The 12,728-nt window shown below is 34.3% G+C and carries 10 protein-coding genes; 1 reads left to right on the top strand and 9 read right to left on the bottom strand.

What is annotated here, in order from left to right; genetic code table 11:
* Nucleotides 1–75: 75 nt before the first annotated feature.
* The 3 genes from FDM27_RS01560 to FDM27_RS01550 form a co-directional block, all read right to left on the bottom strand.
* Nucleotides 76–1,299 (bottom strand): glycoside hydrolase family 105 protein, encoded by a 1,224-nt coding sequence (locus FDM27_RS01560; protein WP_255510467.1) that lies wholly within the window; start codon nucleotides 1,297–1,299, stop codon nucleotides 76–78.
* 28 nt (nucleotides 1,300–1,327) lie between these two features.
* Nucleotides 1,328–2,560, bottom strand: a complete 1,233-nt coding sequence (locus tag FDM27_RS01555; protein ID WP_140484924.1) for a glycoside hydrolase family 105 protein — start codon at nucleotides 2,558–2,560, stop codon at nucleotides 1,328–1,330.
* Between the two features lie 71 nt (nucleotides 2,561–2,631).
* Nucleotides 2,632–4,074 (bottom strand): glycoside hydrolase family 28 protein, encoded by a 1,443-nt coding sequence (locus FDM27_RS01550; RefSeq protein ID WP_140484923.1) that lies wholly within the window; start codon nucleotides 4,072–4,074, stop codon nucleotides 2,632–2,634.
* Nucleotides 4,075–4,401: 327 nt separating this feature from the next.
* On the opposite strand from FDM27_RS01550, the gene FDM27_RS01545 reads away from it, so the two are divergent.
* Nucleotides 4,402–5,424, top strand: a complete 1,023-nt coding sequence (locus FDM27_RS01545; RefSeq protein ID WP_140484922.1) for a LacI family DNA-binding transcriptional regulator — start codon at nucleotides 4,402–4,404, stop codon at nucleotides 5,422–5,424.
* Nucleotides 5,425–5,651: 227 nt separating this feature from the next.
* Here the strand turns inward: FDM27_RS01545 and FDM27_RS01540 are convergent, their stop codons facing one another.
* Genes FDM27_RS01540 through FDM27_RS01515 form a run of 6 tightly spaced genes read right to left on the bottom strand, consistent with a single transcriptional unit; the run spans nucleotide 5,652 to nucleotide 12,726 of the window.
* Nucleotides 5,652–7,268, bottom strand: a complete 1,617-nt coding sequence (locus tag FDM27_RS01540) for a UxaA family hydrolase (protein WP_071185017.1) — start codon at nucleotides 7,266–7,268, stop codon at nucleotides 5,652–5,654.
* Nucleotides 7,269–7,296: 28 nt separating this feature from the next.
* Nucleotides 7,297–8,739, bottom strand: coding sequence for a tagaturonate reductase (locus FDM27_RS01535; RefSeq protein WP_140485282.1), 1,443 nt, complete (start codon nucleotides 8,737–8,739; stop codon nucleotides 7,297–7,299).
* Nucleotides 8,740–8,769: 30 nt separating this feature from the next.
* A complete protein-coding gene (locus FDM27_RS01530; RefSeq protein WP_071185016.1) occupies nucleotides 8,770–9,441 on the bottom strand; it encodes a bifunctional 4-hydroxy-2-oxoglutarate aldolase/2-dehydro-3-deoxy-phosphogluconate aldolase in 672 nt (223 codons plus the stop codon).
* Between the two features lie 11 nt (nucleotides 9,442–9,452).
* Nucleotides 9,453–10,475: a sugar kinase gene (locus tag FDM27_RS01525; protein ID WP_140484921.1), complete on the bottom strand. Its 1,023-nt coding sequence runs from the start codon at nucleotides 10,473–10,475 to the stop codon at nucleotides 9,453–9,455.
* A 31-nt stretch (nucleotides 10,476–10,506) separates the two neighbouring features.
* On the bottom strand, nucleotides 10,507–11,916 hold the full coding sequence (gene uxaC, locus FDM27_RS01520; protein WP_140484920.1) for a glucuronate isomerase: 1,410 nt from the start codon (nucleotides 11,914–11,916) through the stop codon (nucleotides 10,507–10,509).
* Between the two features lie 18 nt (nucleotides 11,917–11,934).
* Nucleotides 11,935–12,726 carry a gluconate 5-dehydrogenase gene (locus FDM27_RS01515; protein WP_071185013.1) on the bottom strand — a complete coding sequence of 264 codons (792 nt, stop codon included), beginning with the start codon at nucleotides 12,724–12,726 and terminating at the stop codon, nucleotides 11,935–11,937.
* Nucleotides 12,727–12,728 lie beyond the last annotated feature (2 nt).

Genomic DNA, 12,728 nt, shown 5'->3' with positions numbered 1-12,728 from the left:
TAAGAAATCAAGAAACGTTAAGTCTAAATTTTCTTAATTTCTTAATGGTGAAATTTTAATTTTTATGGCTTGAAATTATCTGTTTAATTCGATTGCCGCTAAGATAAACGGCCCTGTGGCTTTAGGATCATTATCTTTCTTTTTCTCATTTACATAATACTCATAAGAACCATCTCGGTATGGATTTCCTCCTAAACCTGCTACCTGACAACATTGAGTCAAAGTAATTCCGCCATCGGCATCCACTCGGATTAATTTGGTTGTCAATCCGTCAAAAGCAAAATTAGCTACTTTTTTAAATTTAGCTGGCAAGTATCCTTTGTTTACTCCTTTTGCTAAAGCATAAGCAAACATTGAAGAACCGGAAGCTTCAAGATAGTTTCCTTCTCTTCCTGCCATATCCGTTACCTGATACCACAATCCTGTTTTTTTATCCTGCACTTTTTCTAAGGCTACTGCCAATTCGTTCAAATAACCTACTAATTCCTTTTGTTTTGGATGTTCTTTTGGGAAATTATCCAAAACATCAACTAATGCCATAGCATACCAACCTAAAGCACGAGACCAGAAATTAGGTGATTTACCTGTAACTTTATCAGCCCAAGGCATCTTTCTGCTTTCGTCCCAGGCATGGTATAACAATCCGGTTTTAGGATCTTTATCATTTTTTTCAAGTAATTCAAATTGTTTGGCTACATCATCCAGTTGTTTTCCATTTTCAAACTTTGTAGTATATTGAGCGTAGAATGGCTGTCCCATGTACAAACCATCTAACCACATTTGGTTAGGATAAATTTGTTTGTGCCAGAATCCGCCACTTGCAGTTCTAGGCTGATTATCCAATTGTTTTCTGATGGTTTGCATCGCAACTAAATACTTGTTTTCTTTTGTTCTGTCATAAATATCAAACAAGATATTAGCAGCCACTACCATATCGATATTGTATTTATCCATATCATAAGTAGCAATATTCCCCTTTTCATCAATTAAAGCATCTGCATAACCTTTTACATACTCATAATACTTTTCATCTTTGGTTTTTTTGTACAATTCCTCGATAGAACTGGCTACTAAACCATGAACATAATCCCATTTTGCAGTAGTTCTGTCATCAATTTGAAAAGCTTTTGGATGACGCATCATTAGCGTTAAAGCCATTTTCTCTGACCATTTTAACTTTGGAGATGTTAGCTCTTTTGATGCCGAAACTGCGTTTGACTGCGATTTACAACTTGTAAATCCTAATGCGCCTATTAAAATAAACGTAAATAAAAATTGTTTTGCTCTCATTAATTTCATCATTTTATGTTTTTAATTATTTTTTTTATTATTTATCTAATTCGATTGCTGCCAATAAAAAAGCCCCTAAGCCATGTGAATTGTCAACTTTGATTTTTTCACTCATATAATATTCGAATGAACCATCTCGGTATGGATTTCCTCCTAAACCTGCACTGGCACATACTTGTGTGATATGTAATTCGCCATTATCGTCCACTTTTATCAGTTTAGTTGTCAAACCATTAAAACCTTTAAGAGCAATTTTATTCATCGCTTTAGGCAAATAGCCTTTATGTACTCCTTTTGCAATTGCGTAAACTAACATTGACGAACCTGAAGCTTCTAAATAATTTCCTGCCCGGTTTGGTAAATTAGGTACTTGATACCATAATCCCGATACGTCCTGATATTTACTAACACCGCTGGCTAATTCATTCAAATAAGCTACTAATTGTTTTTGTTTAGGATGATTTTTAGGAAAATAATCCAAGACATCCACTAACGCCATTCCGTACCACCCCAGAGCTCTTAACCAAATATGCGGAGCTGTCCCCGTTTCTTTATTGGCCCAAGGCATTTTTTTGCTTTCATCCCAGGCGTGAAAAAACAATCCTGTTGTTTTATCATAAGCATGATTGCGAAGCAACTCAAATTGATGTGCCACATCGTCTAATTTTTCACCCTTTTCAAACTCAACAGTAAATCTTGCATAAAAAGGTTGTCCCATGTACAAACCGTCTAACCACATTTGATTAGGATATATTTTTTTATGCCAAAATCCCCCGGAAACCGTCCTTGGATAATCAACAAATTGATTTCGTAATGTTTGCAAAGCCTTTAAATACTTCTGATTTTGGATTTTATTATAAAGCCCAAAAAGAATTTTTCCGGCATTAATAAAATCAATATTATGATCCTGAGGATTAAAATTTTGAAAATTCCCAGAATCATCAATCAATGTATCGGCATATCCTTTTATGTAATCAAAATATTTTTCTTCTTTAGTTTGAGCATACAACTTTTCATAAGCCGTTAAAATCATACCAATCTTATAATCCCATTTTGGTTTTTCGTGATAATCAATCTGCCAGGCTTTAGGATGACGCTTCATAATGGACAATGCCATTCGCTCTGACCATTTTAACTTATCAGAAATTGATTGTTCTTGTTTATTTACAGCAGTGGCTTTTGCTTGTTCAATTGGTTTACAACATAAAAACAAGACACAAATGGTAAATATCCCCAAACCAGAATATACAAACAAAGAAAATTTTCTCATAATGCTAAATTTATCGTGAATACTCAATATTTCTAATTCTGTCTAAAAATGATTCAAAGCTTCCTTATCTTTTACAATCCCTTAGGACTAGCTACTTTTTTTCCGTTGATATAAGTGTTTATAAACTGAATATTCTTCACATTATCTATCGAATAAGCCTCTCCTACTTTCTCAATAGTTACATTTTTCAACAATACGTTTTCAATAGGTAATTCTTTATATCCCTGAGCTAAAACGCCATATTTTCCACCATTTTTAACTTTTACATTCTCCAGAATCACATTCTTTACCTGAGGAATATAATTGCCTGTTTGGTTTCCGTACACATTATAGAACATATTAATTCTTAAAACCGCTTCTTTAACCTGACCGACTTTAATATTTCGAACAAAAACATTTTCTACAATACCACCTCTTCTTGAATTGGATTTGATACGAATGGCTCTGTCTAAATTGGGACTGTCCATAGCGCAATTTTCAACAAAAACGTTCTTAATTCCGCCCGTCATTTCGCTACCCATTACTACTCCTCCGTGACCATCAAGCATTTTACAATCTTTCACAATAATGTTCTCGCTTTTCATGGCTACACGTCTTCCATCACCATCTTTACCTGCTTTAATTGCAATACAATCGTCTCCTGAATTAAAAGTACAGTTTTTTATAATCACATTTTTAGAATATTCAGGATCACAACCATCGTTATTAGGCCCATGGCTTTCAACTGTTACACCATCAACCGTCACATTTGTTGATTTCATAGGATGAATAACCCAAAATGGCGCATTTATAATTTTCACATCTTTAATCAATGCGTCTGTACAACCAAAAAACTCAATAAAATTGGGTCTTAAATAAGAGCCCTCACCATAAATTCTTTCATCAACCGGAACATTTTGTTCTCCTGATTCTACTAATCGAATACGATTTTGAGGATCATTCTGATTCCCTCTTCCTTCAGCCCATCCGTATTGTTTTGCACCGCACCAATACCACCAATTATCATTATCGGCCTGACCGTTCAAAATCCCTTTACCTGTCACAGCAACATTTTTTTTATTATAAGCATAAATAAGCGGAGAATGATTCATTAATTCTGTTCCTTCAAATGAAGTTCTCACCAAAGGGTAATCAGATGACTTTGTGCTGAACAAAATTTCAGCTCCGGCCTCCAAATGAAGATTGACATTGTTATCCAAATGAATTGGTCCTGTTAAGAATTTACCAGACGGAATAACCACCTTTCCACCTCCGTTTTTAGCGCAGGCTTCAATTGCTTTTTTAAAAGCTTCTGAATTATTAATCAATCCTCCACTCTTAGCTCCATAATCAACAATACTATAGTTTTTATTGACAAAAACAGGAACTACTACTGACTTTTCAATTTGCTGCTTTACTTTCCAGGGATTGGCTAAAATGGCATTCGCTCCTTTTTGGGCTGAACAATTAGTTAAAAAAGCAGAAACCAAAACAATAGAGAAACTAAAAAACGAACGATGCAGTTTATTTTGCATGGATTAAAAATTAAAGAAGTTAAATTCAAAAAAATTATTCGACTTAAAAAACGGTTGATTTCATGTAATCGATTACACAAATCTATAGTTATTTTTTTATTTAAACTATAAAAATCATCAAAAAAAATAGATTTACACAAAAAAAAGAACATTTATTTTACTTTATAAAAAAATAAGCTTTTAATTCGTAAAATACTATAAAACCGTATTTTAGATAAAAAACATAGGCAAAAACCTTAATTTGATTTTAAAATCTTATCAATATCAGTACCAAACAAATAATTATATAAAAAAATATAGTATTTTTACCGAGATAGACCAATTATAATGAGTGGAAAAACAACAATTTATGACATTGCCAAAGCGCTAAATATAACTGCTGCAACTGTTTCGAGAGCATTAAACAACAATCCTAAAATAAGTCAAAGCACTCGAAAAATAGTCCTTGAAACGGCTAATAAAATGAATTACAAGCAAAACAAATTAGCATTAGCATTAAGAAGTGGAAAAAGTAACAATGTAGGTGTTATTGTGCCTCGCATTAACACTAATTTTTTCGCTTCGGTAATTCGGGGGATTGAAGAAGGCTTGCATCCTGAAGGCTACCAGGTTATTATTTGTCAAACTCATGAAGACGAAAACAGAGAGGTCGAAAATGTCAACACCTTATTGAACGCTCAGGTTGACGGTATTTTTATGTCTATTTCCAATCTTCCAAAGGAAAACAACCACTACATAGAACGCGTTATCCAAAAAAACATTCCTTTAATCTTTTTTGACCGAAAAAAAGAAATGAAGAATGTGAGTTCGGTAACTATTGATGATTATCTGGCTTCATACCAGACCACCCAACACCTTATTGAACAAGGCTGTAAAAAGATAGCTTATTTCTCAGGAGACCGCTCGTTAGAAATCTATGAAGACCGCTACAGAGGTTACGAAAAAGCCTTATTAGACAATAATATCCCCATCAATCCCGATTATATCATCTCTATAAAAAGTAATGTTACCGAAGGAAGAGATGCTGTCGAAAAATTATTAGCCTTAGAGAATCCTCCCAACGCTATTTTTTCTACCAGTGATTTTGCAGCTTTAGGTGCTATTCAAAAATTAAAAGAGCGCGGTATAAAAATCCCTGAAGATTTTTGTGTCTTTGGTTTTGGAAACGAACCTTTTACCAAATTCATGGAATTGTCTATTTCTACAATTGACCAGTCGCCTTTAGAAATGGGAAAAATGGCTGCCCAGGTATTTTTAGACAAAATCAACAATAAGAAATCTGAAAGCAAAGTGATTTTATCACCTAAATTACTTATCCGACAATCTTCAACCAGAATACCGCAGATTTAAACCACAATAGATTTGATTTTACAGAATCAAAAAAATCAAAAAGAATCACCGCAGATTCACAGATTATAAATTTTAAAAATCTGCGGCTCGAGCGATAGCGAATTGGCGAAGCAATCTGCGGTCTTTTTTTAAGCTTGAGTAAATTTCTATTTGAAACCAATAAAAAAAGGGAGGCATTATAAAAAACACCTCCCTTTTTAACTAAAAACAAAATCTAAAAACAATCTTTATAGCGATACTCCTCGTTTCCAAGGAATGAAGTCATTTTGATTTAAAATGGCAGCTTTGGTTTTTACTTCACCACTAGCTACTTTTATAATAAATTCTAACATTTCGTCAGCTGTTTCTTCAATCGATTTATCACCTGTTATAATTCCACCAGTGTTAAAATCGATAATATCAGACATTTTTTGAGCCAATTGAGTGTTAGACGATACTTTTACAACCGGAGCAATTGGATTTCCTGTTGGAGTTCCTAAACCTGTTGTAAACAATACCATATTAGCTCCTGAACCTACCATTGCAGTAGTACATTCAACGTCGTTTCCTGGAGTACATAACAATGTAAATCCTGGTTCGTTGATATACTCTCCATAATCATAAACCCCTACAATTGGAGAAGTTCCTCCTTTTTTAGAAGCACCTGCTGATTTCATAGCATCAGTAATCAAACCGTCTTTGATGTTACCCGGAGAAGGATTCATATCAAATCCTGAACCAGCATCAATAACTGTTTTCTCATACCATTTCATTAAGTCTAAGAAACGTTGTCCGTCTTTATCATCGATACAACGGTTTACTAATTCCTGCTCAACACCACATAATTCTGGGAATTCAGAAAGAATTGTAGTTCCTCCCAACGCCACTAATTTATCAGACAACACTCCTAATGTTGGGTTTGCAGAAATTCCTGAGAATCCATCAGAACCACCACACTCTAAACCAATTCTTAATTTAGATAATGGAGCAGGTTTTCTTTCAATTTTATTAGCCTCTTTAATAGCAGCAAATGAATCTTTTACTACAGTACTCAACATTTCTTCAATTGTACCAATAGATTGTTGGTCGTAAATTAAAACTGGTTTGCTGTAGTTTGGATTAATTTCCTTCATTGCATCCTGGAAGATAGAAATTTGTAAGTTTTGGCAACCTAAACTCAACACAGTAGCTCCGGCAACGTTTGGATTGTTTACATATCCAGCCAACAATTTAGCCAAGCTATGAGAATCCTGGCGGATTCCTCCACAACCACCTTGGTGCTGAATAAACTTTACTTCGATATTTTGGAATAAATCTACTTCTGTTGATTTTTGTACCACTTCATCACCACCTTTTTCAGAATTAACCAAAGAACGAAGCAACAATTGGTAATCGTTCTCTTTTGGTTTCATTAATTCTTTTTCGAAAATACCTTTTAAGATTTCGATATTTCTGTTCTCACAAAATACTAATGGGAAGAACAACCAAACATTCTCAGTTCCCACTTGTCCGTCTTCACGGTGGTATCCCATGAAAGTTTTATCTTTCCATTTGTCAACATTAGGAACATCCCAACCAATAGTTTCTGTTTTACCAGTTACCTTAGCACTTTCGTGTTTTACATTAGTAGTAGCAATAACATCACCTTTAGCAATTTTTTGGCTAGCTTTTCCAACGATTACACCGTACATATAGATTTTATCTCCAGGCTCAAAATCTACCATTGCAATCTTATGCTTCATTTTAGTATCCGATAATACTAAAACATCTTCTCCTTCAAAAGCGATAGTTTCTCCAGCAGTTAGGTTTACTAACGCTACAGCCACATTATCAGAAGGGTCTACTTTTATTAATTTCTTTTGCATCTTAATTAACTTGATTTTTTGTCTTTTTTTATTTTTTTTGAGAAAAATTGATAAACCCCTGCTCTATACCATTGGTCTCAATTTCATTTAAAGCAAGCACTAAAGCTTGTGATAATCCGTCAACTTTTGTTAAATCTTCACCCCAAAATTCTGTATTAGCTAAAACTGTAGCAACAACTGAATTTAAATCTTCTAACTCCCAAGCTTTTTGGAATGCTTCAACTAATTCCGGAGTATCTTTTACCGGTAAAGCTTCATTATTCCAAATTCCTTTGTAGAATTGGATTAAACAAGCTAATGAAAAAGTTAAACTAGTAGGAAGTTCTTTTTTCGCATTATAATATCCTAATAAACTAGGCAAAACTCTTACTTTGAATTTTGAGATTGAATTTAAAGCAATATCAGCAAGTGCATGTTTGATAAATGGATTTTTAAAACGATCCATTACCTCTTCAGCATAGGCAGTGATTTCGTTTTTATCCATAGGAAGCGTTTCACTAATTTCACTGATAACATTATCTACAAACGGTCCGGTAAAATCTCCATTAACTGTTTCCATTACTAATTTGTTTCCAAATAAAAGAGAAACAGGAACCATTGCAGTATGCGCTCCATTCAAAATACGAACTTTAATCATTTTGAAAGGACGAATATCGTCAACAATTTTTACATTCAAATCTGTTTTATGGAATGGTAACTTCGCTTTTAAATCTTCCCCACCTTCAATTGCCCAAAGGAAAAATGGTTCAGCCGCAACAATTAAATTATCCTGATAATCTAATTTGCTATTGTATTCTTCAATATTAGCTCTTGGATATCCAGGAACGATTCTGTCAACCAAAGTACTGTGATAGGTACAAGCCTCAGAAACCCAAGTTACAAATGCTTCTTCCAACTTCCATAATTCACAATATTGCAAGATACATTTTTTCAAGGCTTCTGAATTGTAATCAATCAATTCACAAGGAATGATAGTCACTCCTTTTGAAGCATCACCATTAAAATGTTTGAATCTTTCAAGTAATAAAAGAGTTAGTTTTGCAGGAAATGAAGCTGGTGGCTGCATATCCGGAGTGTCAGTTCCTACGAATTCAATTCCGGCTTCAGTAGTATTTGAAACAATAAACTGAAGCTCTTTTTCTTTAGCTAACGCTAAATAATCGGCAAAATCAGTATAAGGATTGATTCCTTTTACCACATTAGTAATTAACTGAATGTCTTCTATTTTTTCTCCTTTTTTGATTCCGTTCATAAACAAAGTATAAAGACCGTCCTGGTCATTAATCATGTTTACCATACCACCTGCCAATGGCTGAACCATCGCAATACCAGCATTGAAATCAACTTCATTATTTAATCTTTGAAAAGCGTAATCAACAAAAGCTCTTAAAAAGTTACCTTCACCAAATTGTACTACTTTTATTGGATTCAATTGTTCTAATCCTCTATTCTTTCTGTTTAATTTTTCCATTACTTCTGACATAGTTGGTTGTATTGTTTTTTATTTTTTACGTAAATCGGCAATAGTTGCTATCGTTTCTTTTACTTTTTGAGCTAATCCTGCATAATCTTTATTTTTCAAAACTTCAGCTGAAATTAATTGAGATCCAATTCCAACACAAGTTGCACCAGCATCAAACCAAGATTTTAAATTGTCTCTTTCAGTTGAAACCCCACCTGTAGGCATGATATTAGTCCAAGGGCAAGGTCCTTTAACACCTTTAATAAATTGTGGTCCGTAGATTTCACCTGGGAACAACTTAACAATCTCACATCCTAATTCCTCAGCTCTTGCAATTTCAGATAATGTACCACAACCAGGAGACCATAATACTTTTCTACGGTTACAAGCAATAGCAATATCTTCTCTAAATACCGGAGTTACAATAAAATTAGCTCCTAATTGCATATACAATGAAGCAGCTGCGGCATCAGTTACTGAACCTACTCCCATTATCATTCCAGGTAATTCTTTGATAGCGTATTTTGTTAATTCAGCAAAAACTTCGTGAGCGAAATCCCCTCTGGCAGTAAACTCCATCAAACGGGCACCTCCGTCATAACAAGCTTTCAATACATTTTTACTTAATTCCAGATCATTACTAAAAAACAAAGGAATCATCCCTGTTTCTTTCATTGCTGTAGCAACTTCTATACGTGTAAATTGAGCCATTTTATATTTTTTTATCTTGAAACCTTACCTGTGAAATCCCCATCAAGTAATTTTTCAATTTCATTTTTAGTAATTAAATTATAATCTCCGTAAATAGTGTGTTTCAAACAACAAGCCGCAACCGCAAAGTTTAATGCTCTTTGTTTATCCAAAGGTTCTTCGTTTAAACCATAGATTAAACCTCCCATGAAAGCATCACCACTACCAACTCTATCCACAACCGGAGTTACTTCCTGTACAGCAGCTTTATACACCTGGCTACCATCATAAAGGATTCCTCCGATACGTTGGTGAGAAGCACTAACAGAATAACGCAAAGTAGTTGACATGTATTTTAATTCAGGGCAAAGTTTAAACACCTGATTATACAAAGCCGGCAATGTCGCTACTTGCTGATAATCAGGATCTACCTTATCCAAACCTAACATAAAGTTAGCTGTATCAATATCGCCTAATATAATGTTACTGTATTTCAACATTTCTGGCATTACGTCTTTAGGTTGTTTACCATAATTCCAAAGTTTTGAACGGTAATTCAAATCGGTAGAAATAGTCAAACCTAATTCGTGAGCTACTTTTATAGCTTCAAAACAAGCTTCGGCAGCAGTTTCAGAAAGCGCAGGAGTAATCCCGCTCCAGTGAAACCAAGTTGCATCTTTTAATATTTCTTTCCAGTCAAACTCCCCTTTTTTCAAAGTAGACATTGAACTGTTTGCTCTGTCATAAATTACATTAGATGCACGAGTACTGGTTCCTGTTTCAAGGAAATAAATTCCTAAACGATCTCCACCTTTCAGTACATTTTGACAATCTACATCCAGTTTGCGCATTTCGTGGATAGCACAACTTCCTAATTCATTATTAGGTACTTTAGTAACAAACTCAGCCTTCATCCCGTAATTTACAAGCGAAACAGCTACATTAAATTCTCCCCCACCATAGGTTGCTTTGTAAGACTCGGCCTGAGCAAACCTCAAATGTCTGTCTGTAGACAAACGCAGTAGAATTTCTCCAAAAGTGACTACTTTTTTCAAGTGAAATATATTTTTATAAATTATACTTTAATTATTTTACCGGGAATTTGAAATATTCCTTAGCATTACCATAGCTAATGTCTGAAACCATTTTTCCAATCCATTCCATTTCAGAAGCCGGTAATTCTCCTCTTTTGATTTCGTCTCCTAAAAGGTTACAAAGAATACGACGGAAATACTCGTGTCTAGGGAAAGACAAGAAACTTCTTGAGTCAGTCAACATACCCACAAAACAGCTAATCAAACTCATGTTAGAAAGAGCGTTTAATTGTTTTGTCATACCGTCTTTTTGATCTAAGAACCACCATCCTGAACCAAATTGTACTTTTCCTCTAACACTTCCGTCGTTAAAGTTACCAATCATGGTAGCCATCACTTCGTTATCAGCAGGATTCAGGTTATAAATAATGGTTTTAGTCAATTTATCTTTACTATCCAAAGCATTTAAGAAAGCTGATAATTTTTGAGCCTGTGGATAATCTCCAATAGAATCCCATCCTGTATCAGGTCCTAAAATACGGTGCATACGAGCATTATTATTTCTCAAAGCTCCTAAGTGAAATTGTTGAACCCATCCAAATTCATGGTACGTTTCACATAAGAATACTAAGACAGCACTTTGGAATTTCAATGCTTCCTCATTGCTAATCGCTTGATTTTCTCTTTTCTTTTTGAAAATAGCAACAACTTCGCTTTCAGTATAGTTTTCGAAATAGATTTGGTCTAATCCGTGGTCACAAAGTTGGCAACCATTAGCATTGAAATACTCAATTCTGTTTCTTAAAGCCGCTTGTAAATCAGCATAAGTATTAATCGAAATTGAAGCTTTTTGTCCTAAAACATCAAGATATTCGTTGTAACCGTCATTTGCAATCAAAATTGCTTTGTCAGGTCTAAAAGCAGTACTTACTGTAGTTTTGAAATCACTTTTAGCTAATTGCTCGTGAAAATCTAAACTATCAATTGGATCTTCAGTAGTACAAACTAATTCCGCATTTACTTTGCGAAGTAAATTTCTTGTGCTGTATTCAGCTGAATTTACTTTAGCCGAAGTCTCATCATAAATTCTTTCAGCCGATTTTTCATTCAATAAATCAGTAATATCAAAATAACGAGCCAACTCTAAGTGAGTCCAGTGATACAATGGATTACGCATTGTATAAGGAACTGTTTTTGCCCAGTTTAAAAACTTATCTTTATCAGAACCATTACCGGTAACAAATTGCTCATTGATACCTAAAGTACGCATTGCACGCCATTTGTAGTGATCACCTTTAATCCAAACATCAGTAATATTGTTAAAGATTTTATCTTCGGCGATAAACTGAGGATTCAGGTGATTGTGGTAATCAATAATAGGTTGGTTTTTAGAATAATTATGGTATAATTCTTCTGCGAATTTATTTTCTAATAAAAAGTTATCGTTTATAAAAGTGCTCATTATAATTTACTTAAAATATTAATCTTCATTTGATGGTTTACCAATGGTAGCTAAAATTCCACCATCAACATATAAAATATGTCCGTTTACGAAATCACTAGCTTTAGATGACAAAAAGATTGCCGCTCCGGCTAAATCACCCGGATCACCCCATTTTGCTGCAGGTGTTCTGCTAATGATAAAATCGTTAAACGGATGACCGTCAACTCTAATTGGTTTTGTTTGCTCTGTAGCAAAATATCCAGGACCAATTCCGTTAATCTGTACATTGTATTTAGCCCATTCTGTTGCCATATTTTTAGTCAGCATTTTCAAACCTCCTTTTGCAGCAGCATAAGCCGAAACAGTATTTCTACCTAACTCACTCATCATTGAGCAAATATTGATGATTTTCCCTTGTCTTCTTTCAATCATTCCTTTAGCTACATGCTTAGAAACAATAAACGGACTCACTAAATCAATATCAATCACTTCTCTGAAATCAGCAACCTCCATATCCAGCAATGGAATTCTTTTAATGATTCCGGCGTTGTTAATTAAAATATCAATAGGTCCAACTTCACTTTCAATTTTTGCAACAGCAGCTTTAACTTCCTGCTCTTCCGTTACATTAAATTTACACCCCACTGCATTGATTCCTTCACTTTGAAGTTCCTTTACAGCTGCATCAATTTTTTCCTGAGAGGAATTCCCATTAACAACAATGGTTGCACCTGCCTCACCTAAACCTTTAGCCATAGCCATTCCCAGACCATGAGTACTTCCAGTAATAAGAGCAACTTTTCCTTTTATATCAAATAAATTTGTCATTT

This window comes from Flavobacterium sp. GSA192, from assembly GCF_006386525.1.
Classification (GTDB): Bacteria; Bacteroidota; Bacteroidia; order Flavobacteriales; family Flavobacteriaceae; genus Flavobacterium; species Flavobacterium commune.
Note: the sequence above shows the minus strand (reverse complement) of the source record. Positions and strands in the feature narration are given on the sequence as shown.